The 25,084-nt window shown below is 65.8% G+C and carries 21 protein-coding genes and 2 pseudogenes; 17 read left to right on the forward strand and 6 right to left on the reverse strand.

The genetic code is table 11. From position 1 onward, the window contains the following. The first annotated feature begins 135 nt into the window (after nucleotides 1–135). Nucleotides 136–1,236, forward strand: coding sequence for a glycine-betaine demethylase subunit GbcB (gbcB, locus tag ACPRTJ_RS12120; RefSeq protein ID WP_043863626.1), 1,101 nt, complete (start codon nucleotides 136–138; stop codon nucleotides 1,234–1,236). Here the strand turns inward: gbcB and ACPRTJ_RS12125 are convergent. The 4 genes and pseudogenes from ACPRTJ_RS12125 to ACPRTJ_RS12140 form a co-directional block, all read right to left on the reverse strand. Beyond that, entirely contained in the window at nucleotides 1,233–2,078 is an 846-nt protein-coding gene (locus ACPRTJ_RS12125; protein ID WP_058541803.1) for a nitrilase-related carbon-nitrogen hydrolase, read from the reverse strand. The two genes, gbcB and ACPRTJ_RS12125, sit on opposite strands and share 4 nt — an antisense overlap. Further along, a complete protein-coding gene (locus tag ACPRTJ_RS12130) occupies nucleotides 2,075–3,496 on the reverse strand; it encodes a purine-cytosine permease family protein (protein ID WP_426428935.1) in 1,422 nt (473 codons plus the stop codon). The genes ACPRTJ_RS12125 and ACPRTJ_RS12130 overlap by 4 nt, the downstream gene beginning before the upstream one ends. Before the next feature lie 382 nt (nucleotides 3,497–3,878). Continuing rightward, nucleotides 3,879–4,751 (reverse strand): methyl-accepting chemotaxis protein, encoded by an 873-nt coding sequence (locus ACPRTJ_RS12135; protein WP_404940729.1) that lies wholly within the window; start codon nucleotides 4,749–4,751, stop codon nucleotides 3,879–3,881. 30 nt (nucleotides 4,752–4,781) lie between these two features. Further along, nucleotides 4,782–5,543: pseudogene (locus ACPRTJ_RS12140) on the reverse strand (MCP four helix bundle domain-containing protein); the annotation flags it as partial. 239 nt (nucleotides 5,544–5,782) lie between these two features. Between ACPRTJ_RS12140 and ACPRTJ_RS12145 the strand changes: the two are divergent. From ACPRTJ_RS12145 to ACPRTJ_RS12160, 4 genes and pseudogenes are all read left to right on the forward strand, one after another. Then, the gene (locus tag ACPRTJ_RS12145) at nucleotides 5,783–6,013 is read left to right on the forward strand and encodes a hypothetical protein (protein ID WP_043863630.1); all 231 of its coding nucleotides are present in this window, start codon (nucleotides 5,783–5,785) and stop codon (nucleotides 6,011–6,013) included. Further along, a complete protein-coding gene (locus ACPRTJ_RS12150) occupies nucleotides 6,010–6,312 on the forward strand; it encodes a cell division protein ZapA (protein ID WP_043863631.1) in 303 nt (100 codons plus the stop codon). The genes ACPRTJ_RS12145 and ACPRTJ_RS12150 overlap by 4 nt, the downstream gene beginning before the upstream one ends. A gap of 342 nt (nucleotides 6,313–6,654) precedes the next feature. After that, nucleotides 6,655–7,500 (forward strand): annotated as a pseudogene (locus ACPRTJ_RS12155) (cache domain-containing protein); the annotation flags it as partial. A gap of 204 nt (nucleotides 7,501–7,704) precedes the next feature. Continuing rightward, nucleotides 7,705–8,409 carry a methyl-accepting chemotaxis protein gene (locus ACPRTJ_RS12160; protein WP_426429114.1) on the forward strand — a complete coding sequence of 235 codons (705 nt, stop codon included), beginning with the start codon at nucleotides 7,705–7,707 and terminating at the stop codon, nucleotides 8,407–8,409. Nucleotides 8,410–8,493: 84 nt separating this feature from the next. Here ACPRTJ_RS12160 and ACPRTJ_RS12165 read toward each other — a convergent pair whose 3' ends face one another. Continuing rightward, on the reverse strand, nucleotides 8,494–9,537 hold the full coding sequence (locus ACPRTJ_RS12165) for a low specificity L-threonine aldolase (protein ID WP_043863633.1): 1,044 nt from the start codon (nucleotides 9,535–9,537) through the stop codon (nucleotides 8,494–8,496). Between the two features lie 177 nt (nucleotides 9,538–9,714). On the opposite strand from ACPRTJ_RS12165, the gene glyA reads away from it, so the two are divergent. The 12 genes from glyA (at nucleotide 9,715) to ACPRTJ_RS12225 (ending at nucleotide 24,165) form a co-directional block, all read left to right on the forward strand. Continuing rightward, nucleotides 9,715–10,968, forward strand: coding sequence for a serine hydroxymethyltransferase (gene glyA / locus ACPRTJ_RS12170; RefSeq protein WP_054916001.1), 1,254 nt, complete (start codon nucleotides 9,715–9,717; stop codon nucleotides 10,966–10,968). Nucleotides 10,969–10,983: 15 nt separating this feature from the next. Next, nucleotides 10,984–12,234, forward strand: coding sequence for a sarcosine oxidase subunit beta family protein (locus ACPRTJ_RS12175; protein WP_043863635.1), 1,251 nt, complete (start codon nucleotides 10,984–10,986; stop codon nucleotides 12,232–12,234). A gap of 13 nt (nucleotides 12,235–12,247) precedes the next feature. Further along, nucleotides 12,248–12,577, forward strand: coding sequence for a sarcosine oxidase subunit delta (locus tag ACPRTJ_RS12180; protein WP_426428937.1), 330 nt, complete (start codon nucleotides 12,248–12,250; stop codon nucleotides 12,575–12,577). Then, entirely contained in the window at nucleotides 12,574–15,591 is a 3,018-nt protein-coding gene (locus tag ACPRTJ_RS12185) for a sarcosine oxidase subunit alpha (protein ID WP_426428939.1), read from the forward strand. Before ACPRTJ_RS12180 ends, ACPRTJ_RS12185 begins: the two co-directional genes overlap by 4 nt. A gap of 130 nt (nucleotides 15,592–15,721) precedes the next feature. Continuing rightward, complete coding sequence (locus ACPRTJ_RS12190) at nucleotides 15,722–16,354, forward strand: sarcosine oxidase subunit gamma (protein WP_043863638.1); 633 nt, start codon at nucleotides 15,722–15,724, stop codon at nucleotides 16,352–16,354. Beyond that, nucleotides 16,351–17,208 carry a formyltetrahydrofolate deformylase gene (gene purU / locus ACPRTJ_RS12195; protein WP_043863639.1) on the forward strand — a complete coding sequence of 286 codons (858 nt, stop codon included), beginning with the start codon at nucleotides 16,351–16,353 and terminating at the stop codon, nucleotides 17,206–17,208. Before ACPRTJ_RS12190 ends, purU begins: the two co-directional genes overlap by 4 nt. 90 nt (nucleotides 17,209–17,298) lie before the next feature. Next, the gene (gene fdhA / locus ACPRTJ_RS12200; RefSeq protein WP_043863640.1) at nucleotides 17,299–18,498 is read left to right on the forward strand and encodes a formaldehyde dehydrogenase, glutathione-independent; all 1,200 of its coding nucleotides are present in this window, start codon (nucleotides 17,299–17,301) and stop codon (nucleotides 18,496–18,498) included. Nucleotides 18,499–18,693: 195 nt separating this feature from the next. Continuing rightward, complete coding sequence (locus ACPRTJ_RS12205) at nucleotides 18,694–21,048, forward strand: glucose/quinate/shikimate family membrane-bound PQQ-dependent dehydrogenase (protein WP_058541809.1); 2,355 nt, start codon at nucleotides 18,694–18,696, stop codon at nucleotides 21,046–21,048. Between the two features lie 172 nt (nucleotides 21,049–21,220). Next, the gene (locus tag ACPRTJ_RS12210) at nucleotides 21,221–21,787 is read left to right on the forward strand and encodes a DUF2780 domain-containing protein (RefSeq protein WP_043863642.1); all 567 of its coding nucleotides are present in this window, start codon (nucleotides 21,221–21,223) and stop codon (nucleotides 21,785–21,787) included. Between the two features lie 71 nt (nucleotides 21,788–21,858). Continuing rightward, entirely contained in the window at nucleotides 21,859–22,287 is a 429-nt protein-coding gene (locus tag ACPRTJ_RS12215) for a DUF350 domain-containing protein (RefSeq protein ID WP_043863643.1), read from the forward strand. Nucleotides 22,288–22,302: 15 nt separating this feature from the next. Beyond that, the gene (locus ACPRTJ_RS12220; RefSeq protein WP_426428943.1) at nucleotides 22,303–22,998 is read left to right on the forward strand and encodes a DUF1190 domain-containing protein; all 696 of its coding nucleotides are present in this window, start codon (nucleotides 22,303–22,305) and stop codon (nucleotides 22,996–22,998) included. Between the two features lie 9 nt (nucleotides 22,999–23,007). After that, the gene (locus ACPRTJ_RS12225; RefSeq protein ID WP_043863645.1) at nucleotides 23,008–24,165 is read left to right on the forward strand and encodes a glutathionylspermidine synthase family protein; all 1,158 of its coding nucleotides are present in this window, start codon (nucleotides 23,008–23,010) and stop codon (nucleotides 24,163–24,165) included. Here ACPRTJ_RS12225 and ACPRTJ_RS12230 read toward each other — a convergent pair. Continuing rightward, nucleotides 24,162–25,052, reverse strand: coding sequence for an acyltransferase (locus ACPRTJ_RS12230; RefSeq protein WP_043863646.1), 891 nt, complete (start codon nucleotides 25,050–25,052; stop codon nucleotides 24,162–24,164). The genes ACPRTJ_RS12225 and ACPRTJ_RS12230 overlap by 4 nt on opposite strands. Between the last annotated feature and the right edge of the window lie 32 nt (nucleotides 25,053–25,084).

Consider the following 25,084-nt stretch of genomic DNA (forward strand, 5'->3'; position numbering starts at 1 on the left):
TTCCCGACGCGCGAGCCCTTGTGGGCGGGGGCTGGTCGCGATAAGTACGCCGATGTCGCGAACAGGAATGTGCGCCGCCTGCACCTTGCGCATCATCGTCGCCATAACAGGCCCCGATCGGCCGCGGAGACGAGCATGTCGAACAACTTCCTCAACCCGGTGACCACTCAGACCTGGGCCAACGGCCGGCATACCGTGCGCTGCGTCAAGGTCATTCAGGAAACCTGGGATGTGCGCACCTTCTGCTTCATGGCCGACCAGCCGATCCTGTTCTTCTTCAAGCCCGGGCAGTTCGTGACCCTGGAGCTGGAAATCGACGGTCAGCCGATCATGCGCTCGTACACCATCTCCAGCTCGCCCTCGGTGCCCTACAGCTTTTCGGTGACCATCAAGCGCGTACCCGGCGGCAAGGTTTCCAACTGGCTGCACGACACCCTGCATGAAGGCCAGGAGCTGGCCGTGCACGGGCCGGTGGGGTTGTTCAACGCGATGGACTTCCCCAGCCCCAGGGTGCTGTACCTGAGCGGCGGGGTGGGCATCACCCCGGTGATGTCCATGGCGCGCTGGTTCTATGACACCAATGCCAATGTCGACATGGTGTTCGTGCACAGCGCGCGTTCGCCCAAGGACATCATCTACCACCGCGAGCTGGAGCACATGGCCTCGCGGATCGACAACTTCAGCCTGCACATCATCTGCGAGAAGCATGGCCTGGGCGAGGCATGGGCCGGTTATCGCGGCTACCTGAACCAGAAGCTGATGGAGCTGATCGCGCCCGATTACCTGGAACGCGAGATCTTCTGCTGCGGGCCTACGCCCTACATGAACGCGGTCAAGCGCATGCTCGAAGCCAGCGGCTATGACATGCAGCGCTACCATGAGGAGTCGTTCGGCGCCACGCCTCCCGAGGCCAAGGCCGATGCGGTAGAGAACGCCGAGCAGGCCGCCGAGGCCGCCGAGGTGGACGTGGCCGACCAGCACCAGGTGGAGTTCACCGCCAGCGGCAAGAGCATCCGCGTGGCGCCGGGCGAGACGGTGCATGCGGCAGCCGCCAAGCTCGGGCTGATGATCCCCAAGGCCTGCGGCATGGGTATCTGCGGCACCTGCAAGGTGCTCAAGCTGGGTGGCGAGGTGGACATGGAGCACAACGGCGGCATCACCGAGGACGACGAGGCCGAAGGCTATATCCTGTCGTGCTGCAGCGTGCCGCGTGGTGACGTGCGCATCGAGTTCTAGTCGCGCAGCAGCTCGTGGTACAGCGCAGGGCGCCGGTCGGCCAGCACGTGGTTGTGGTCGCTGATCTGCTTGTCCAGTGCCTGGCCCAGCCTGATGTCGGCCAGCAGCAGCTGCTTCTTGCCGACACGCTTGCCGCCCTTGAGCACATAGCCGTCGGCATCGGTGAGGGTCGAACCGCCCACCCAGCCAACCCCGCGCTCCTCGCCACAGCGGTCGCAGGCAATGACGAACAGCCGGTTCACCGAGGCGCTGGCCTGAACCCGGATGACCTCGGCCGGGCGCTGGAAGCCGGGCCGGGAGGTGTCCGGCCAGTTCACCGGTGCGCACAGCAGCTGGGCACCGCGCAGCGCCGCCAGGCGCACCCATTCGGGAAACTCCAGGTCGTAGCAGATCATCATGCCGATGCGCCCCAGGTGGGTGTCCACCACCGGCGGCGGCTCGCTGCCGGGGGTGAAGATCTGCGTTTCGCGGTCCCACAGGTGGGCCTTGCGGTAGAAGGTGCGTCGGCCGTCGGGCTCGATCAGCACCGAGCTGTTGGCCACCTGGCCGTCGGGCAGGCGCTCGCAGAAGCCGCCCACCACGATGATCTGGTACTTGGCGGCCTGCCGGGCCCAGGCCTCGAGGGTCGGCCCGTCACGGGGCTCGGACAGCGCGTGGGCCTCTTCGCGGTCGTAGAACGCGTAGCCGCTCTGCGCCAGCTCGGGCAGTACCAGCAGTTGCGCGCCGCGCTCGGCGGCCTCGGCGATGGCCACCCGGGTACGGTCGAGGTTGTAGCTTGGATTGGCAATGGCCGGCGCCAGCTGGTAGCACCCGACACGCACGGTTTGCGGGGATGGGGTCATGGCTGCGGCGCCTTGCGCTCGGCGACCGGGGGCGGCGGGGTGCCGGGCAGGTGGCGCATCAGGAGCCAGTACAGCAGGGCCGAAATGATGAAGCCGGGAACGAAGGCCAGGTCGGCGCCGGACAACGCCACCGCCACCGGCCCTTGCACGCCGGCCAGCGACACGAAGGGCAGCATCGCCAGCAGCCCCCCCAGGTAGGCCAGGATGCCGGCCCAGGCCCACTGGCCGTATTCGCCCGCCGGGTCGAACATGGCCGGGATCACGTAGTTGCCTTTGCGCAACAGGTAGTAGTCGGTGAGATTGATTGCACTCCAGGGCACCAGCACATACAGCATCAGTTGCAGGAACAGGTTGAAGCTGTCGAGGTAGCTGTCGGGCAACGCGATGGCGGTGAGGTACACCACCGCGCCAATGCCGCCCAGGCCCAGGGCACGCCCGGCCAGCCCCGGCGCCAGCGGGCGAAACGCGGTGATCGCGCTGATGCCGGTCAGCAGCGCGCCGTAGCAGTTGACGGCCATGATGCCCACCAGCGCCGGCACCGCCATCAGGATCGCGAAGGTGCCGAAGCCGGGCAGGAAGCGGTTGCCCAGGTGTTGCAGGCTGCTGATGGCTTCGGGCGCCACCACTGCCGAGGCTACCAGTGCGCCCAGCGACATCAGCCACACCGCAGAGCCTGCGGCGCCCAGATAGGTCCATAGCACCACCTTGCGCGCCGAGGTGCTGGGCGGCAGGTAGCGCGAGTAGTCCGAGACATACACCGAGTAGCTGATCTGGTAGCCGGCGGCGGCCGACAGCTGGATGAGAAAGCCCGACCAGGAAAACTGCAGCTGGCGCTGAACGGTGTCGGCCTCCAGCAACAGCAGCGCTGCCAGGGTGAGCAGGCCGAACACGCCGATCAGCAGGTAGGTGAGCCAGCGCTGCACGGTGTGCAGCAGGTCGTGCCCGACCACGGCGATCACCACGGCCACCGCGATCAGCAGTGCGTACCAGAAGGCATCGCTACCCGGCAGCACAGTGGTCAGTGCATCGGTGGCCAGGATCACGTTGAACACGTTGAAGCCGATGTACACGCACACCACCGCCATGAACGGCAGCACGGCGCCTCGCAGGCCGAACTGGGCACGGGACTGGATCATCTGTGGCAGGCCAAGGCGCGGGCCCTGGTTGGCATGCAGGGCCATGCACAGGGTGCCCAGGGCCACCCCGAGCAGGATCGCCAGCACCGCCTGCCAGGCGGCCAGACCCAGGGCGGGCCCGACGAAGCCGGTGACCATGGTGGTGAGTACGAAGTTGCCGGTGAACCAGAAGGGGCCCAGGTGCCAGGCCTTGCCGTGACGCTCGTCAAGGGGCACCGGGTGGATGGTACGGGTTTCTATCTTCAGGCCTGACGTTTCAGGTGCAGGTGCCGCATTGTTCATGGCGTTCCCAGGCATTCGGGCGAAAGTTTCAATGCTGATGAGGTTAGATGAAGCTGCAACTAACGGAACAACGACACACTTTCAGCGAGCGCGCAGGTACTTGCCTGAAAGTGTCTGTAATGTCCGATGTAGAGCCATTCTGATTTGTAAACTGGTATTTATGCCAGTCTGCAATGCGGGGAGGTTATTGCGAAAAGTTATCGTGCGGCGTGAGGTTTTTGATGCCGAAGTTAAAGTGCAGTGAATATTCCTACTTAATATTAGGAATAGTTTGTGAGCAACTTTAGATAAGTCTGACGAGATAGTGTTTTCGACGGCGAGCGGGGGCCGATCGAAAAAAACCGGGCGCCCGGCGCGCACTGCGCCGGGGCCCGGTGGCGACCTACACGCTGAAGCGTGCGACCAGGCCGTTCAGGCCCACCGCCAGGCGAGACAGTTCGGCACTCGCGGCGCTGGTCTGGTGTGCGCCGGTGGCCGACTGCACCGACAGGTCGTTGATGTTCACCAGGTTGCGGTCCACTTCGCGGGCCACCTGGGCCTGCTCTTCGGCGGCGCTGGCGATCACCAGGTTGCGTTCGTTGATTTCGGCCACCGCGGTGGTGATGGTCTCCAGCGACAGGCCGGCGCCGCGGGCGATGCTCAGGGTCGACTCGGCGCGTTCGGTGCTGTGGCGCATCGAGTTCACCGCCTGTTCGGTACCGCCCTGGATGCTGCCGATCATGCGCTCGATTTCGCTGGTCGACTGCTGGGTCCGGTGGGCCAGGGCGCGCACTTCGTCGGCGACCACGGCGAAGCCGCGCCCGGCTTCACCGGCACGCGCCGCCTCGATGGCGGCGTTGAGGGCCAGCAGGTTGGTCTGGTCGGCCAGGCCGCGGATCACATCGAGCACCTTGCCGATGTCACGCGACTCGCCGGCCAGGTTGCCGATCAGCTCGGCAGTACCCTGCACGTCGGCACTCATGCGCTCGATGGCGCTGACGGTCTCCATGACCAGGTCGCGACCGTCGCCGGCCGAGCGGGTGGCCTGCTTGGACGCCTCGGATGTGCTCACCGCGTTGCGTGCCACTTCTTCCACCGCGCTGGTCATCTCGGTGACGGCAGTGGCGGCCTGCTGGATCTCGTTGTTCTGCTGCTGCAGGCCGCGTGCGCTTTCGTCGGTGACTGCATTCAGCTCTTCGGCCGCCGAGGCCAGCTGGGTGGCGGAGCCGGCAATCTGCTGCAGGGTGTCGCGCAGCTTGTGCTGCATCTTGCCCATGGCATGCAGCAGGCGCGCCGCTTCGTCGGTACCGGTGGTGTTGATCGGTTTGGTCAGGTTGCCATCGGCGATCAGCTCGGCCGCCTGCAGCGCTTCGTCGATCGGCTTGACGATGCTGCGGGTGAGCAGCAGCGCGCACAGCAGGGTCAGTGCGGTGGCGGCCACCAGCAGCACGATCACCAGGGTGAAGGCCGTGTCGTATTGCGTGGCGGCGGTCTGGTTGGTCACACGGGTCTGATCGGTGTTGATCTTGACCAGGCGATCGGTGACTGCGCTGATCTGCTCGGAGTTGTCGAGCAGGTCGTGGTTGATCAGGCTGCGCAGTGCTTCCACATCACCGGCCTGCGACAGGCTTACCATGCGGTTTTCGAGCTGGCGGTACTGGTTGAGCAGCTGCACGTACTGGTTGTACGCGCCCCGTTCCTCGTCGCCTTCGATCAGTGGCTCGTAGGCCCGGCGCGCTTCGTCGATCTGGGCATTGCGCTTGGCCAGCAGTTGCACGGTGTCCTGCAGGGTGGCGGCTTCGCGGTTGAGCAGCAGGCGGTAGGACAACGTGCGCAGGCGCAGGGTGAGTTGGGTGAGCTGGTCGAGGTTGGTGATGCTGGGCACGCTGATCTGTTCGATGGCTTCGCCGGCCTTGCGTATCTGCCCCATCTGGTTGAGGGCAAAGATGCCCAATGCAAGCATCAGGGCGCCGATCAGCGAAAACCCCAGAAGTGCGCGCGGGGCGATGTTCATGTTACGTAATGACATGGTTTTATCCGGCAGGGAATAGGAATGCGCGCGGTCCATGCGTCGTGGGGCAACTCTTATTGCCTATCGGTCAAAGCAGGGCAGACTTGAGGGGGCATGTAACTAAATGTGAACCACCGGTCATTTTTTTTACCCCGGCATCCGACCAAGCGCTGGAACCGGTTGCCGATCGACGGGTCAATCTGCACCCGGTCGAGGCTCTGGCCCCGATATCCCTGGCGAGTGCGGTGAGATTTCTTTATCGTGTGCGCCCCCTGAAAAACCGTGAGAACGCAATCATGCTGGAAACATCCCTGAGTCAACTGGAGCAACTGGTCAACGACCTGGTGCAGAAGAACCTCGACCTGGCCGAGCGCAACGCGCAGCTGAGCGACGAACTGGCCCAGGCCAAGGACGAGAACGAAAGCCTGCAACTGAGCCTGATGGAGCAGGAAGAGAAGCAAGGTGCAACCGCCGCGCGTATCCAGGCGCTGGTTGAACGTGCCGGTGGCGGCGCCGTTACCGCATGAAGACCACCGCGCAGTCGATCAATGTCGTGTCGATAATGGGCAATGACTATTCGATCAAGGCCCCTGAAGGTCAGGAGCAGACCCTGGCGCAGGCGGTGCAGATGCTCAAGGCCTCCCTGGCCGATACCAAGCGCAAGTACCCGTCGCTGATCGGCGACAAGTTGCTGGTGCTGGCCGCCCTGAACCTGTGCTCGCAGCAGATCGAACTGCAACAGGCACATCAGGAAGCCCTCGACCGTTATCAAGAGCAAGTCAGCGCCACGGTCGACGTCATTGCCCGGACAATCGGCAACAGCTGATTTCCCCCTCGCGTGCATTCCCTCTTTACTGTGCTGGCTCACTGACCCCTGGGGGCAGTGAGCGGCCCGAGTGTGGCTGACTGCTAGCATTGTATTTTCTGTTGTATACAATTGGCCTGGTGTTTGCGGTACACGGCTGGTTTAACTCAGGGGAAATTCATGCAGTTCTGGCGGCGCAGTATCCAGTGGCAATTGATCGCAAGCATGGGCGCGGCCCTGGTGGCGAGCATTCTGATCGTGGTTGGTATCTACACCGTGGCGGTCAATCGACTGACCGAGCGCTACCTGGTGGAGACGGCGCTGCCGGCGAGTATCGAGGCCATGCGCAACGATATCGAGCGCATGTTGGGCCGGCCTCTGACGGCGGCGGCCGACATTGCCAACAACACCCTGTTGCGCGACTGGCTGGCAGCGGGGGAGCCCCCCGAACAGGCCGGTGCGTTCGTCGAGTACCTGGAGTCGGTGCGTGTGCACAACCAGGCGTTCACCGCGCTGTTCGCCGCCACGCGCAGCAATCACTACTACAACCAGGGCGGTCTGGACCGCACCTTGAGCCGCGACAACCCGAAGGACTCGTGGTTCTTCGGGTTCATCGACAGCGGCAAGCCGCGCCTGCTCAATATCGACACGGACATCAGCAGTGGCGACCTGGCGCTGTTCATCGACTTTCGGGTGGAAAAAGCCGGCCAGCTGGTGGGCATTGCCGGGCTGGGCCTGCGCATGACCGAGTTGTCCCAACTGATCCACGACTTCAGTTTCGGTGAGCGCGGCCGGGTGTTCCTGGTGCGCGGCGATGGCCTGATCCAGGTGCACCCGCAGTCCGAGTTCAGTGGCAAGCGCCAGTTGGCCGAGCAGATCGGCGAAGGCGCCGCCCAGCGTGCGTTGACCCCGCACGAGGGCCTGCAGCAGAGCCGCTTCGAGCGCGATGGCGAGACCTACCTGGCCCTGAGCCTGCCGCTGCGCGACCTGAACTGGACCCTGGTGGCCGAGGTGCCCGAGGCGCAGATCTACGCCCAGGTGAACCAGGCCGTGTGGCTCACCAGCCTGATCGGCGCGGCGGTGGCGTTGCTGTCGCTGCTGCTGGTGGTATGGCTGGCGCGCGGCATCGTGCGCCCGCTGCGCCGGGTGACCGGTGCGCTGACCGCGATTGCCCAGGGCGGTGGCGACCTGACCCAGCGCCTGGACGAGTCGCGGGCCGATGAACTGGGCGACCTGGCCCGGGGTTTCAACCGTTTTCTGGACAGCCAGCGCGACCTGATCGGCGAGGTGCTGCGCACCACCGAGCACCTGCGCAGCGCCGTGGGGCAGGTGAGCGCGGTGGTGGAGGACACCGCCGGGCGCTCCCATCGCCAGCAGGAGATGACCGAGATGGTGGCCACTGCCGTGCACCAGATGGGCCTCACCGTGCAGGACATCGCGCAGAATGCCGGCCAGGCCGCGCACGCCTCGCAGACCGCGCGCACCGAAGCGTTGCAGGCGCGCGAGGTGGTGCAGCGCTCGATTGCGCACATCGAAGGCATGTCGGGCGAGATCGGCGTGGCGGCCAGTGCGGTTGGCCAACTGGCGCAGGAGGTGGCGTCCATCGACGAGGTGCTGGCGGTGATCCGCAGCATTTCCGAGCAGACCAACCTGCTGGCGTTGAACGCGGCGATCGAGGCGGCGCGGGCCGGGGAGATGGGCCGTGGCTTCGCTGTGGTGGCCGACGAGGTACGTACCCTGGCCCAGCGCACCCAGGTGTCCACCGACGAGGTGCAGCAGATGATCCAGCGCCTCAAGCAGGGGGCGGGCAGCGCGGTGGCGTCGATGCAGGCGGGGCAGGCGGCGACCGGCACCGGCGTGGCGTCGAGCCAGCAGACCGGAGCGTCGTTGACCACCATTACCGGGCAGGTGGAACACATCACCGACATGAACCTGCAGGTGGCCACGGCCACCGAGGAGCAGTCGGCGGTGACCGAGGAGATCAACCGCAACGTGCAGGGGATTTCCGACCTGGCGCGCCAGACGGTGGCGCAGGTGGAGGCGTGTCAGGTGGATTGCCAGGCGTTGCGCGGGCTGGCTGATGACCTGGCGCGGCAGATGGGTGGGTTCAGGCTCTAGATCAGGGTGATTGCTTCGCCGGCAAGGCCGGCTCCTACAGGTTGGCGGTGTCTGTAGGGGCCGGCCTTGCCGGCGAAGGGGCCATCAGCGACCCAGCGTTACCGCACGAATATCCGCCGCCAGCTCGCGCACCCGTGCCTCGTCGGTGTCCCACGAGCACATGAACCGTGCGCCGCCGCTGCCGATGAAGGTGTAGAAGCGCCAGCCCTTGGCGCGCAGCGCTTCCAGTGCCGGCTCCGGCATCTGCAGAAACACCCCGTTGGCTTCTACCGGGAACATCAACTGCACCGCCGGGATGTCCGCCACCAGCCCGCTGAGCAACTGCGCGCAGTGGTTGGCGTGCTGCGCATGGCGCAGCCACGCACCGTCTTCGAGCAACCCCACCCACGGCGCCGACAGAAAGCGCATCTTCGACGCCAGCTGCCCGGCCTGCTTGCAGCGGTAGTCGAAGTCTTCGGCCAGCTTGCGGTTGAAGAACAGGATCGCCTCGCCCACCGCCATGCCGTTCTTGGTGCCGCCAAAGCACAGCACGTCGATGCCGGCCTTCCAGGTCAGTTCGGCCGGCGAGCAGCCCAGGAACGCGCAGGCATTGCTGAAGCGCGCGCCGTCCATGTGCAGGTTAAGGCCCAGTTCCTTGCAGGTGGCGCTGATCGCCTTGAGCTCTTCGGGCCGATACACGCTGCCCACTTCGGTGGCCTGGGTGATGGTCACCACGCGTGGCTTGGGGTAGTGGATGTCCTGGCGCTTGAGCGCCACTTCGCGGATGGACTCGGGCGTGAGCTTGCCGTTTTCGCTGCGGGCGGTGAGCAGCTTGGAGCCGTTGGAGAAGAACTCCGGCGCGCCGCATTCGTCGGTCTCGACGTGGGCGGTCTCGGAGCAGATCACGCTGTGGTAGCTCTGGCACAGGGACGACAGGGCCAGGGAGTTGGCGGCGGTGCCGTTGAAGGCGAAGAACACCTCGCAGTCGGTCTCGAACAGTTTGCGAAAGTGGTCGGAGGCCTTGGCGGTCCACTGGTCGTCGCCGTAGGCGCGTTCGTGGCCCTGGTTGGCCTTGTCCATCGCCGCCCAGGCTTCGGGGCAGATGCCGGAATAGTTGTCGCTGGCAAATTGCTGGCTTTGTTCTGTCATTGCACTGTCCTGTGGTCGACGCAGGCAAGCACTCTAAACCAACTATCAAATCGCCGACTACAAGGGCCATGTCGTAAACGCACCTTTGCGTGGCGTGCGCAGGCATCTGGACGGCCCGCGCCAGCCCTACCATCGCAGCCAAAGGGCGCTGTCCATGCCACTGCCGGGAGAGATGCGATGTTCACCAAGCACGACCAGATCCAGGGTTACGACGATGCACTGCTGGCGGCGATCAACGCCGAGGAACAGCGCCAGGAAGACCACATCGAACTGATCGCCTCGGAAAACTACACCAGCAAGCGCGTGATGCAGGCCCAGGGCAGCGGCCTGACCAACAAGTACGCCGAAGGCTACCCGGGCAAGCGCTACTACGGCGGCTGCGAGCACGTGGACAAGGTCGAGCAACTGGCCATCGATCGTGCCAGGCAGCTGTTCGGCGCCGACTATGCCAACGTCCAGCCGCACTCCGGCAGCCAGGCCAACGCTGCGGTGTACCTGGCCCTGCTGCAGGCCGGCGACACCGTGCTGGGCATGAGCCTGGCCCACGGCGGCCACCTCACCCACGGTGCCAAGGTCAGTTTCAGCGGCAAGCTGTACAACGCCGTGCAATACGGCATCGACACCCGCACCGGCCTGATCGACTACGACGAGGTCGAGCGCCTGGCCGTCGAGCACCAGCCGAAGATGATCATTGCCGGGTTTTCGGCCTACAGCAAAACCCTCGATTTCCCACGCTTTCGCCAGATCGCCGACAAGGTCGGCGCCTACCTGTTCGTCGACATGGCCCACGTCGCCGGGCTGGTCGCGGCGGGCCTGTATCCCAACCCGCTGCCCTATGCCGACGTGGTCACCACCACCACCCACAAGACCCTGCGTGGCCCGCGTGGCGGGCTGATCCTGGCCAGGGCCAACGAAGCGCTGGAAAAGAAACTCAACGCCGCGGTGTTCCCCGGCGGGCAGGGCGGCCCGCTGATGCATGTGATCGCGGCCAAGGCGGTGTGCTTCAAGGAGGCCCTGGAGCCCGGCTTCAAGGCCTACCAGCAACAGGTGATCGACAATGCCCGGGCGATGGCTGCGGTGTTCATCGAGCGTGGTTTCGACGTGGTGTCCGGTGGCACCGACAACCACCTGTTCCTGGTCAGCCTGATCCGCCAGGGCCTGACCGGCAAGGACGCCGATGCCGCCCTGGGGCGCGCCCACATCACCGTCAACAAGAACGCCGTGCCCAACGACCCGCAGTCGCCGTTCGTCACCTCGGGCCTGCGCATCGGCACCCCGGCCGTCACCAGCCGTGGCTTCAAGGTGGCCCAGTGCACGGAGCTGGCCGGCTGGATCTGCGACATCCTCGACCACCTGGGCGATGCCGATGTCGAGGCCGACGTGGCCAGGAGCGTGTCGGCACTGTGTGCGGATTTTCCGGTTTACCGCTGAGTGGAGTAACAGACCATGCAACGCTATTCGGGCTTCGGCCTTTTCAAGCACTCGCTCAGCCACCACGAGAACTGGCAGCGCATGTGGCGCACGCCCACCCCGAAGAAGGTCTACGACGTGGTCATCGTCGGCGGCGGCGGGCACGGCCTGGCCACCGCCTACTACCTGGCCAAGGTGCACGGCATCACCAATGTGGCGGTGGTCGAGAAGGGCTGGCTGGGCGGCGGCAACACCGCGCGCAACACCACCATCGTGCGCTCCAACTACCTGTGGGACGAGTCGGCGCACCTCTATGAGCACGCGATGAAGCTCTGGGAGGGGTTGTCCCAGGACATCAACTACAACGTCATGTTCTCCCAGCGCGGGGTCTACAACCTGTGCCACACGCTGCAGGACATGCGCGACTCCGAGCGCCGGGTCAGCGCCAACCGGCTCAACGGCGTGGACGGCGAACTGCTGAACAGCAAGCAGGTGGCCGACGAGATTCCGCACCTGGACTGCTCCAGGAACACCCGTTATCCGGTTCTCGGCGCCACCGTGCAGCGCCGCGGCGGCGTGGCGCGTCACGATGCCGTGGCCTGGGGCTATGCGCGTGCCGCCGATGCCCTGGGCGTGGACCTGATCCAGCAGACCGAGGTGATCGGCTTTCGCAAGGAAAACGGCGCGGTGGTCGGCGTCGAGACCAACAAGGGCTTCATCGGTGCGCGGCGCGTGGGCGTGGTCACCGCCGGCAACTCCGGGCACATGGCCAGGCTGGCCGGCTTTCGCCTGCCCATCGAGTCGCACCCGCTGCAGGCACTGGTGTCCGAGCCGCTAAAGCCGATCATCGACAGCGTGATCATGTCCAACGCGGTGCACGGCTACATCAGCCAGTCGGACAAGGGCGACCTGGTGATCGGCGCCGGCATCGACGGCTGGGTGGGTTACGGCCAGCGCGGTTCGTACCCGGTGATCGAACATACCCTGCAGGCCATCGTCGAGATGTTCCCGATCCTGTCGCGGGTGCGCATGAACCGCCAGTGGGGCGGCATCGTCGACACCACCCCGGACGCCTGCCCGATCATCTCCAAGACCCCGGTGGCTAACATGTTCTTCAACTGCGGCTGGGGCACTGGCGGTTTCAAGGCCACGCCGGGCTCGGGCCACGTGTTCGCCGCAAGCCTGGCCACCGGCGAGATGCATGCACTGGCCAAGCCGTTTTCCATCGACCGTTTCCATAACGGCGCCCTGATCGACGAGCACGGCGCTGCCGCTGTCGCCCACTAACAGGAGACATTCCATGTTGCACATCTTCTGTCCCCACTGCGGCGAACTGCGCTCCGAGGAAGAATTCCATGCCGCCGGCCAGGCCCACATTCCGCGCCCGCTGGACCCGAGTGCCTGCACCGACGAGCAGTGGGGCGACTACCTGTTCTTTCGTGACAACCCGCGCGGCCTGCACCACGAGCTGTGGATCCATGCCGCGGGCTGCCGCCAGTACTTCAACGCCACCCGCGACACCGTGACCTACGAGATTCTCGAAACCTATCCGATTGGTGCCAGGCCCCAGGCGCGCGCCCAGGAAAACGCCCCGCAGCTGGCTGTCACCGGCCAGGGAGAAAAGGTATGAGCCAGCGCTATCGTCTGCCCAACGGCGGTCGTATCGACCGCAGCCAGGTCCTCGACTTCACCTTCAACGGCCAGCGCTACCAGGGCTACCAGGGCGACACCCTGGCCGCCGCGCTGCTGGCCAATGGCGTCGACATCGTGGGGCGCAGCTTCAAGTACTCGCGCCCACGCGGCATCATCGCCGCCGGCAGCGAAGAGCCCAACGCGATCCTGCAGATCGGTGCCAGCGAGGCCACCCAGGTACCCAACGTGCGCGCTACCCAGCAGGCGCTGTACGCCGGGCTGGTGGCCACCAGCACCAACGGCTGGCCCAGCGTGAACACCGACGTGATGGGCATCCTCGGCAAGGTCGGCGGCAAGCTGATGCCGCCGGGGTTCTACTACAAGACGTTCATGTACCCGCAGTCGTTCTGGATGACCTACGAGAAGTACATCCGCAAGGCCGCGGGCCTGGGCCGTTCGCCGCTGGAAAACGACCCGGACAGCTACGACTACATGAACCACCACTGCGATGTGCTGGTGGTCGGCGCAGGCCCCGCCGGGCTGGCTGCGGCACTGGCAGCCGGGCGCAGCGGGGCGCGGGTGATCCTGGCCGACGAGCAGGAGGAGTTCGGCGGCAGCCTGCTCGATACCCGTGAGACCCTCGACGGCCAGCCCGCCGCCGAGTGGGTGGCCAAGGTGATCGACGAGCTGCAGGGCATGCCCGAGGTCACCTTGCTGGCGCGGGCCACGGTCAACGGCTACTACGACCACAACTTCCTCACGATCCACCAGCGCCTCACCGATCACCTGGGCGACCGCGCACCCATCGGCCAGGTGCGCCAGCGCATGCACCGTGTGCGCGCCGGGCGTGTGGTGCTGGCCACCGGTGCCCACGAGCGGCCGCTGGTGTACGGCAACAACGATGTGCCGGGCAACATGCTCGCCGGCGCGGTATCTACCTACGTGCGCCGTTATGGCGTGGCGCCGGGGCGCAAGCTGGTGCTGTCGACCAACAACGATCACGCCTATCGCGTGGCGCTGGACTGGCACGACGCCGGGCTCAAGGTGGTCGCGGTCGCCGATGCGCGGCACAACCCGCGTGGCTCGCTGGTGGAGGAGGCACGTGCCAAGGGCATTCGCATCCTCACCTCCAGCGCGGTGATCGAGGCGCGCGGCAGCAAGCATGTGACGGCAGCGCGGGTGGCAGCCATCGACGTGGCCGCACACCAGGTCACCAGCCCCGGCGAATGGCTGGACTGCGACCTGGTGGCGACGTCGGGCGGCTACAGCCCGGTGGTGCACCTGGCTTCGCACCTGGGCGGCAAGCCGCTGTGGCGCGACGACATTCTCGGCTTCGTGCCCGGCGACGCGCCGCAGAAGCGCGTGTGCGTGGGTGGCGTCAATGGCGTGTTCGCCCTGGGCGATGCGCTGGCCGACGGGTTCGAAGGCGGCGTGCGTGCGGCCACCGAGGCCGGTTTCAAGGCAGTGGAGGGCGTTCTGCCCAAGGTGCTGGTGCGTCCGGAGGAGCCTACCGTGGCGCTGTTCCAGGTGCCCCATGACCGCAACACCGCGCGGGCACCCAAGCAGTTCGTCGACCAGCAGAACGATGTGACTGCGGCCGCCATCGAACTGGCCACCCGCGAAGGCTTCGAGTCGGTGGAGCACGTCAAGCGCTACACCGCGCTGGGGTTCGGCACCGACCAGGGCAAGCTGGGCAACATCAACGGGCTGGCGATCGCCGCACGCTCGCTGGGCATCGGCATTGCGCAGATGGGCACCACCATGTTTCGCCCCAACTACACGCCGGTGACCTTCGGCGCGGTGGCCGGGCGCCATTGCGGCCACCTGTTCGAGCCGGTGCGCTTCACCGCGCTGCATGCCTGGCATGTGAAGAACGGCGCCGAGTTCGAGGACGTCGGCCAGTGGAAGCGCCCGTGGTATTTCCCCCGCGGCGGCGAAGACCTGCAGGCGGCGGTGGCCCGCGAATGCAAGGCGGTGCGCGACAGCGTCGGCCTGCTGGATGCCTCGACCCTGGGCAAGATCGACATCCAGGGCCCGGACGCCCGTGAGTTCCTCAACCGCATCTACACCAACGCCTGGACCAAGCTCGACGTGGGCAAGGCGCGCTACGGCCTGATGTGCAAGGAAGACGGCATGGTCTTCGACGATGGCGTGACCGCGTGCCTGGGCGACAACCACTTCCTGATGACCACCACCACCGGCGGCGCGGCGCGGGTGCTGCAATGGCTGGAGATCTACCAGCAGACCGAATGGCCAGAGCTGAAGGTGTACTTCACCTCCGTCACCGACCACTGGGCCACGCTGACCCTGTCGGGGCCCAACAGCCGCAAGCTGCTGGCTGAAGTGACCGACATCGACCTGGACAGGGACGCCTTCCCGTTCATGAGCTGGAAGGAGGGCCTGGTGGGCGGGGTGCCGGCGCGGGTGTTCCGCATCTCGTTCACCGGCGAGCTGTCGTATGAAGTGAACGTGCAGGCCAATTACGCGATGGGCGTGCTGGAGCAGATCGTCGCCGCTGGCAAGCCGTACAACCTCACCCCCTATGGCACCGAGACCATGCACGTGCTGCGCGCCGAGAAGGGTTTCATCATTGTCGGCCAGGACACCGACGGCTCGATGACCCCGGACGACCTGAACATGGGTTGGTGCGTGGGGCGCACCAAGCCGTTCTCGTGGATCGGCTGGCGCGGCATGAACCGGGAAGACTGCGTGCGCGAGAACCGCAAGCAGCTGGTGGGGCTCAAGCCGGTGGACCCGAGCCAATGGTTGCCCGAGGGCGCGCAGCTGGTGCTGGACCCCAAACAGCCGATTCCGATGGACATGGTGGGGCACGTGACCTCGAGCTACGCGAGCAACTCGCTGGGCTATTCGTTTGCCATGGGGGTGGTCAAGGGCGGGCTCAAACGCATGGGCGAGCGGGTGTTTTCGCCGCAGGCCGATGGCAGCGTGATCGAGGCCGAGATCTGCGCCTCGGTGTTCTTTGATCCGAAGGGTGAGCGGCAGAACATCTGATGGTTGCAGGAGCAGCCTTGCTGGCGAAGCGACCACCGCGCACCGGGTTGCAACCGCGTCGCGGGCTTCGCCGGCAAGGCCGGCTCCTACAAAGAGATCACAGCACTACTGAATTCAAGGCAGGTATGTAATGAGCGCAATCAACGTCTACCCGCAACGCCCCGAGACTGATGCCAGGGCCGAATCACCCCTGCATCACGCCGACCTGCCCAGCCTGGTCGGCAAGGGCCGCAAGAACCCCGGCGTGACCCTGCGCGAGAAGAAGTTCCTCGGCCACCTGACTCTGCGCGGCAACGCCCACGACCCGGCTTTCGTCAGCGGCGTGCAACAGGCGCTGGGCCTGGAACTGCCGGTCGCACTCACCGTGGTCGCCAGTGGCGAGACCTCGCTGCAGTGGATGGGCCCCGACGAGTGGCTGCTGATCGTGCCCGGTGGCGAGGAGCTGGCCGCCGAGCAGAAGCTGCGCGAAGCCCTCGACGGGCAACACATCCAGGTGGTCAACGTCAGCGGCGGACAGACCCTGCTCGAACTGAGCGGGCCCAGGGTGCGCGAGGTGCTGATGAAGTCCACCAGCTACGACGTGCACCCCAACAACTTCCCGGTGGGCAAGGCGGTGGGCACGGTGTTCGCCAAGTCCCAGCTGGTGATCCGGCGCACCGGCGAGGACACCTGGGAGCTGCTGATCCGGCGCAGCTTCAGCGACTACTGGTGGCTGTGGCTGCAGGATGCCTGCGCCGAACATGGCCTGAGCATCGCCTCATGAGCCGTGCGCCGGACACCTGGATCCTTACCGCCGACTGCCCCAGCCTGCTGGGTACGGTGGACGCGGTGACGCGCTACCTGTACGAGCAGCAGTGCTACGTCACCGAGCATCATTCGTTCGATGACCGGCTGTCGGCGCGGTTCTTCATACGGGTGGAGTTTCGCCAGCCCGAGGCATTCGACGAGCAGGCCTTTCGCGCAGGCCTGGCCGCCCGTGGCGAAGCGTTCGGCATGACCTTCGAGCTGACTGCGCCCAGGCACCGGCCCAAGGTGGTGATCATGGTGTCCAAGGCCGATCATTGCCTCAACGATCTGCTGTACCGCCAGCGCATCGGCCAGCTGGCGATGGACGTGGTGGCGGTGATTTCCAACCACCCGGACCTGGAGCCGCTGGCGCACTGGCACCGCATCCCCTATTACCACTTTGCCCTCGACCCGCAGGACAAGCCGGCGCAGGAGCGCAAGGTGCTGCAGGTGATCGAGGCGTCCGGCGCCGAGCTGGTGATCCTCGCGCGCTACATGCAGGTGCTGTCGCCGGAGCTGTGCCGACGCCTGGATGGCTGGGCGATCAACATCCATCACTCGCTGCTGCCGGGGTTCAAGGGCGCCAAGCCGTATCACCAGGCCTACAACAAGGGCGTGAAGCTGGTGGGGGCCACGGCGCATTACATCAACAACGACCTGGACGAGGGCCCGATCATTGCCCAGGGCGTGGAAGCCGTGGATCACAGCCACTACCCTGAAGACCTGATTGCCCGCGGGCGCGATATCGAATGCCTGACGTTGGCGCGGGCGGTGGGGTATCACATCGAGCGGCGGGTGTTTTTGAACGCCAATCGCACGGTGGTGCTGTAGCGGGCGCATCGCGGGCTTGACCCGCGATGAGGCCCGAAAGACGGACAGAACATTCAGCGCGACATAACAACAATCGAGCGAGGTGAAAGCATGTCTGGCAATCGTGGTGTGGTGTACCTGGGCGCAGGCAAGGTCGAGGTGCAAACAATCCCCTATCCCAAAATGCAGGACCCACGTGGGCGCAAGATCGAACACGGCGTGATCCTGCGGGTGGTCTCCACCAACATCTGCGGCTCCGACCAGCACATGGTGCGCGGTCGTACCACCGCCCAGACCGGCCTGGTGCTGGGGCACGAAATCACCGGCGAGGTCATCGAGAAAGGCCGTGACGTCGAGAACCTGCAACTGGGCGACCTGGTCTCGGTGCCGTTCAACGTGGCCTGCGGGCGCTGCCGCTCGTGCAAGGAACAACACACCGGCGTGTGCCTGAGCGTCAACCCGGCCCGCGCCGGCGGCGCCTACGGCTATGTCGACATGGGCGACTGGACCGGCGGGCAGGCCGAGTATGTGCTGGTGCCCTACGCCGACTTCAACCTGCTCAAGCTGCCCGACCGCGACAAGGCCATGGAGAAGATCCGCGACCTGACCTGCCTCTCCGACATCCTGCCCACCGGCTACCACGGTGCGGTCACCGCAGGTGTCGGCCCCGGCAGCACGGTGTACGTGGCCGGTGCCGGCCCGGTCGGCCTGGCCGCTGCCGCCTCGGCGCGGCTGCTGGGCGCGGCGGTGGTGATCATCGGTGATGTGAACCCGGTACGTCTGGCCCATGCCAAGGCCCAGGGCTTCGAGGTCGCCGACCTGTCCCAGGACACCCCGCTGCACGAACAGATCGCCAACCTGCTGGGAGAGCCGGAGGTGGACTGCGCGGTCGATGCGGTGGGCTTCGAAGCCCGTGGCCACGGGCATGCCGGGGCCCAGCACGAAGCGCCGGCCACGGTGCTCAACTCGCTGATGGGGGTGGTGCGGGTCGCCGGCAAGATCGGCATCCCCGGCCTGTACGTGACCGAAGACCCGGGCGCGGTGGATGCCGCAGCCAAGATGGGCAGCCTGAGCATCCGTTTCGGCCTGGGCTGGGCCAAGTCCCACAGCTTCCACACCGGGCAGACCCCGGTGATGAAGTACAACCGCGCCCTGATGCAGGCCATCATGTGGGACCGCATCAACATCGCCGAGGTGGTCGGCGTGCAGGTCATCAGCCTGGATCAGGCGCCCGAGGGCTACGGCGAGTTCGATGCCGGCGTGCCGAAGAAATTCGTGATCGACCCGCACACGCTGTTCAGCGCAGCGTAAGACCAATGTCTACCCGGTTTCAGGCCCCTGAAGCCGGGCTGACAGACAAATTGTCGCAGTAGCCCGCAATTTTTTGTTACCCTTAAACGTACTAACTGGTTAACAAGCAAGCTACCTAAATGCGCCGACTATGCTCGGGATTGGGTCGGCCAACTGTTGACGGTGGTTTTTCACTACGTTTAGGACGGTAATCACATGAACGAACAGGCAGGTGCTCCGGGCACCGCAAAGTGGCTGCTGGGAGGTCTGGGCATCCTGATCGCCCTGATCGGCCTGGTGCTGGCAGGGGGCGGTGCGTACCTGAGCAGCCTCGGTGGTAGCTGGTACTTCCTTCTGATGGGCCTGGCGATGCTGGTCAGCGGTGTGCTGATCGCGCGGCGCAAGCCGTCGGGCGCCTGGCTGTACGCGGTGGCCCTGGTACTCACCGCGATCTGGGCGGTGTGGGATGCCGGCCTGGACTTCTGGCCGCTGGTCTCGCGGGTACTGACCTTTGCCGTGATCGGCCTGGTCATCGCGCTGGTGTTCCCGAGCCTGCAACGCGCCGACGGTCGTGCGGCCGGGCGTGGCGCGTTCGCGGTGGCCGGTGTGCTGGCCGTTGGCGTGGTCGCCACCCTGGGCTACATGTTCGTGCCCACCCACGTGGTCACCGCCAGCAGCGAGCCTGCGGTGCAGCCGGTCAAGCCGGGCACCGAGCAGAAGGACTGGGCGCACTGGGGCAACACCACCGCCGGCAACCGCTTTGCCGCGCTGGACCAGATCAACAAGGGCAACGTCGACAAGCTGCAGGTGGCCTGGACCTTCCATACCGGTGACGTGCCGCAAAGCACCGGCGCCGGTGCCGAAGACCAGAACACGCCGCTGCAGATCGGCGACACCCTGTATTCCTGCACCGCCTACGGCAAGGTCTTCGCCCTGGACGTGGACACCGGCAAGCAGCGCTGGATGTTCGACCCCAAGGGCAGCGCGCCGAACTGGCAGCGTTGCCGTGGCCTGGGCTACTCCGAAACCCCGCTGGCCGCCGATGCCGGCCCGCAGGCCTGCGCCAAGCGCCTGTTCCTGCCCACCGGCGATGCCCGCCTGATCGCGATCAACGCCGAAAACGGCGAAGCATGTGCCGACTTTGGCGATAACGGCGTGGTCGACCTGAGCGTCGACATGGGCGAGATCAAGCCGGGCTACTACCAGCAGACCTCCACCCCGCTGGTGGCCGGCGATGTGGTGATCGTCGGTGGCCGCGTGGCCGACAACTTCTCCACCGGCGAACCGCCGGGCGTGGTGCGTGCCTATGACGTGCGTACCGGCGAGCTGGCCTGGGCCTGGGACCCGGGCAACCCGAACATCACCAAGCGTCCGCCCGAAGGCCAGACCTACACCCGTGGCACGCCCAACGTGTGGTCGGCGATGTCCTATGACGCCAAGCTGGGCCTGGTGTACCTGCCGACCGGCAACGCCACCCCGGACTTCTTCGCCGGCACCCGTACCGAACTGGACGACAAGTACAGCTCCTCGATCGTGGCGCTGGACGTGAAGAACGGCCAGGTGCGCTGGCACTTCCAGACCACCCACCACGACCTGTGGGACTTCGACCTGCCGGCCCAGCCGCTGCTGTACGACATCCCGGATGACAAGGGTGGCGTGCAACCGGCGCTGGCACAGGTGACCAAGCAGGGCGAGATCTTCGTGATCAACCGTGAAACCGGCGTGCCGATTGCCAAGGTCGAAGAGAAGCCGGTGCCCCAGGGCAACGTGCCGGGCGAGCGTTATTCGCCGACCCAGCCGTTCTCGGTAGAGATGCCGTCGATCGGCAACCAGACCCTGAAAGAGTCGGACATGTGGGGCGCGACCCCGTTCGACCAGTTGCTGTGCCGCATCTCGTTCAAGGGCATGCGCCACGAGGGTGTGTACACCCCGCCAGGGCTGGACCCGGCGTTGCAGTTCCCCGGCTCGCTGGGTGGCATGAACTGGGGTAGCGTGTCGGTCGACCCGACCAGCAACTACATGTTCGTCAACGACATGCGTCTGGGCCTGGCCAACTACATGATCCCGCGTGCAGACATTCCCAAAGGTGCCAGCGGCATCGAGATGGGTGTGGTGCCGCAGGACGGTACGCCGTATGGCGCGATGCGCCAGCGCTTCCTGTCCGCGGCCGGTATTCCGTGCCAGAAGCCGCCGTTCGGCACCATGTCGGCCATCGACCTGAAGACCAGGAAACTGATGTGGCAGGTGCCGGTCGGTACCGTGCAGGACACCGGGCCGCTGGGCATCCGCATGCACCTGCCGATCCCGATCGGCATGCCGACCCTGGGCGCTTCGCTGTCGACCCAGTCGGGCCTGCTGTTCTTTGCCGGCACCCAGGACTTCTACCTGCGTGCGTTCGACTCGGGCAACGGCAACGAGATCTGGAAGGCGCGTCTGCCGGTGGGCAGCCAGTCGGGGCCGATGACCTACGTGTCGCCCAAGACCGGCAAGCAATACATCCTGATCAGTGCTGGCGGTGCGCGTCAGTCGCCGGATCGGGGTGATTACGTGATTGCGTACGCCTTGCCGTAGGGCGGGTTGCCATCTGTTGCAGGAGCCAGCCTTGCTGGCGAAAGCGGCCACCGCGTACCTCTGGATATCGCGGTGCTGCTTTCGCCGGCAAGGCCGGCTCCTACAGGCGATGACGGCGGAACATTCGCCGCAGATACGGGTCGAAACCTCGCTTTCCTACGAGGTCCGCCCCATGAAACGTTTCGCACTGCTCTCCCTGCTGGCACTCGCCACCACCTCGGCCCTGGCCTTCAATCTCAACGATGCCGCCAACGCCGTGTCTGCCATGCAAGGCAACAAACAGCAGGACGCTGCCGTTCAAGCCCCGGCCCCCTCGGCCAACCTGCTCAATACCCTGGGCGACCAACTCGATATCACCCCCGAACAGGCCATTGGCGGCACCGGCGCGCTGCTGGGCTTGGCCAGGCATCAGCTCAGCAGCAGCGACTACTCCCAACTGAGCAAGGCCGTGCCCGGCCTTGACCTGCTGTCCGGCGACAATGCCCTGGGCGGCCTCAGCGGCCTGGGCGAGCTGCTCGGCAAGAGCGGCAATTCCTCGGCCCTGAGCAACGCACTGGGCAACGTCAAGGACACCGACGACCTGAACAACGCCTTCGGCGCCCTGGGCATGAACACCGGCATGATCGCCCAGTTCGCCCCGCTGATCCTGCAGTACCTGGGCCAGCAGGGCGTGGCCGGTTCGCTGCTGCAGAGCCTGGGCGGCATCTGGGGCACCCCGGCCGCCGTGCCTTCGGTGTAAGCCGGCGGTTTGCCGAGGCGGGGCGGTGTGGTATATGTCCCGCCCCGTTCAAGCAAGGAAGTGCGACCCCGATGTTCATGGATGCCCTGAAGATGTCCCTGCCGGCCGATGCCGTGCTGGGTTTTCTGTTCTACATGGCCGGCGCCGCCGTGCTGTTCGCACTCTATGCGTTCATCTATACCCGCCTGACCCCCTACAACGAATTTGCCCTGATCCGCGAAGGCAACAGCGCTGCCGCCATCGCCCTGGGCGGGGCGCTGCTGGGTTTCGCCATCCCCGTGTCCGGGGCCATCTCCCATTCGATCTCGCTGCTCGACTTCCTGCTGTGGTCGGTGATCGCCGGCGCCGTGCAGTTGCTCGCGTTCGTGGTGGTCAGCGTGGTGGTCAAGGGCATGGACGAGCGTATCCGCCGTCAGGAAAACGCGGCCGCCATCCTGCTGGCCGCCGTGGCCATCGGCATCGGCATGCTCAATGCCGCGTGCATGACCCCAGCGGCCTGACAGCGGAGCACAGCCATGAAACGCAGCACGAGCATTCGGCTGATTGCCCTGGGCAGCCTGCCGCTGGCGCTGGCCGCCTGTGACAGTGATCGCAGCGCCACCCGCGTGGTCAGCGAGGTCAAGCGTTACCAGGACGTCGACAGCTGCACCCTGGCCGGGGTAAGCCGTTCGGTGTGCGACAACGCCTGGAACGTCGCCCGCCAGCACCACGACGCCAACGCCCCACGCTTCACCCGCCTGGAAGACTGCCTGGCCAGCTTCGAGCAGTGCGAGCCAGGTCAGGGCGCGAGCTTTCACATGCCGCGCATGCAAGGCTTCGCCCTGACCACCGAGCGCCAGGTGTATGACGACGGGCTGAGCCAGACCTCCAGCACCACCTCGTCGGCCGTGTATGGCGGCGGCGGTGGCCGCTACGACTACGTCAATGTCGAGCCGCGCTACCTGTCGGAGGCGATCTACCACGAGCGTGAAGGGCGCGACGGGTTCAGGGCCAGCTCGCTGACCGACCAGGTCAACAGCGGCAACCAGTATGCCGGGCTGGTCGAGGACCACGCGCCGTCCAGCCGTTTCAACGGCGGGGCTGGTGCCGATGCCCATGCGTCGGTGCTGCCGGCGCGCTTCATGGCCTCGGCACGGCCCTGGACGGTGGGCAGCCACCCCGGCTTCGCGGCCCATGTACCAGGCCGTGGCGGCTTCGGTTTCGGTTCCTGAGGGCGGGCGATGAAACGTATTGCCTGCACCCCGCGCGCGGACTGGAAAGCCACCGCCGAACACTACGGCTTCAGGTTCCACACCTTCGGCGACGAGCCGTACTGGGACGAGTCGGCGTGCTACCAGTTCACCCTGCGCCAGATCGAGGACGACCTCGAAGAACCCACCCGCCAGTTGCACGAGCTGTGCATGGACCTGGTGGCGCGGGCGGTGGACAGCGAAGAACTGCTCGACCGCCTGGCCATCCCGCGTGACTACCGTGACCTGATCCGCCGCTCATGGCGCGACGGGCACCCGCATTTCTACGGGCGCATGGACCTGAGCTACGACGGCCATGGCCCGGCCAAGCTGCTGGAAGCCAACTACGACACACCCACCTCGCTGTACGAGGCCGGCTTCTTCCAGTACCTGTGGCTTGAGCAGCAGATGCAGCGCGGCGTACTGCCGGCCGATGCCGACCAGTTCAACAGCCTTGAAGAGAAACTCGGCCAGGTGTTCGGCGCCAACACCTTTGCCACGCCGTTCTACTTTGCCTCGGTCAGGGACTCGCTGGAGGATCGTGGCACGGTGCAGTACCTGTGCGACATTGCCACCGCTGCCGGGCTCGATACACGCCTGATCGATGTGGAAGACATCGGCCTGAACCCGGCCGGGCGTTTCATCGACCGCAGTGGGGCGCCGATCCCCAGCCTGTTCAAGCTCTACCCGTGGGAAGACATGTTCCACGACCGCTACGGCCCGGCGATTGCCGGCAGCGGCACGCTGTTCGTCGAGCCGCCCTGGAAGGCGCTGCTGTCGAACAAGGGCATGCTGGCGCTGCTGTGGGAGCAGCACGAAGGGCACCCGAACCTGCTGCCCGCATTCATCGACGCCACGCCCGAACGGCCGCTGGCGCCGGGGTGGGTGCGCAAGCCGTTCTTCTCGCGGGAGGGGGCGAATGTGGAGATTCATACCCCTGACGGGCAGCGGGTGAAGGAGGAGGGGCCGTATGGCAGTGGCCCCCACGTGATCCAGCAGTTTCATGCCTTGCCACGGTTTGCCGGCAGCCACACGGTGATCGGCAGCTGGGTGGTTGGCGATCAGCCGGCAGGCATCGGCATTCGCGAGGACAACTCGCTGATCACCAAGGACAGCAGCCGCTTCGTGCCCCACGCGATCATCGGCTAGCGGCGCAGCTCCTGGCGCAGTTGCTCGATGCGCGCGTCCTTGTCGTGCCACAGCTGGTTGACCCAGTCCTGTACGCTGCGCCGGAATTGCGGGTCGTTCTCGTAGTCGCCGCGCCACAGGGCCGGGTCCAGTGCGCGTACCTGGATGTCCACGATCACTCGCGGCACTGCACCGCTGACCAGGTCCCAGAACCCCGGCGCGGTGTCGCCGGGGTACACCAGGGTCACGTCGAGCAGGGCGTCGAGCTGTTCGCCCAGCGCGGCGAGCACGAACGCCACGCCGCCGGCCTTGGGCTTGAGCAGGTGACGGAACGGCGAGCCCTGGGCATCGCGCTTGGCCGGGGTGAAGCGGGTACCTTCGAGGTAGTTGACCACGGTCACCGGCTGGCGCTTGAACAGCTCGCAGGCGGCCTTGGTGATCTCCAGGTCCTGGCCCTTGAGGTGCGGGTGGCGTTCGAGGAAGGCCTTGCTGTAGCGCTTCATGAACGGGTAGTCCAGCGCCCACCAGGCCAGGCCCAGGAACGGCACCCAGATCAGTTCCTTTTTCAGGAAGAACTTGAAGAACGGAATGCGCCGGTTGAACACCTGGATCAGCGCGGGAATATCCACCCAGCTCTGGTGGTTGCTGACCATCAGGTAGGAGGTGTCCAGGCGCAGGTCGGCGGCGCCGCGCACGTCCCAGCGGGTGGGGATGCACAGGGCGAAGATCAGCTTGTCGATCTCGGCCCAGGTCTCGGCGATCCACATCACCGCCCACGAGGCGTAGTCGCGGTAGCGGCCGGGCAGTACCAGCTTGAGCAAGGCGAAGACCAGCAACGGGCCGATCAGCACCAGGGTGTTGAGCAAGAGCAGCAGGGTCACAAGACTGCCGGTAAGCAGGCGGCGCATAAGAAAACTCTGATTTTCGGTTAGGCGGTCGG

Source organism: Pseudomonas palmensis, assembly GCF_049942755.1.
GTDB lineage: Bacteria > Pseudomonadota > Gammaproteobacteria > Pseudomonadales > Pseudomonadaceae > Aquipseudomonas > Aquipseudomonas palmensis.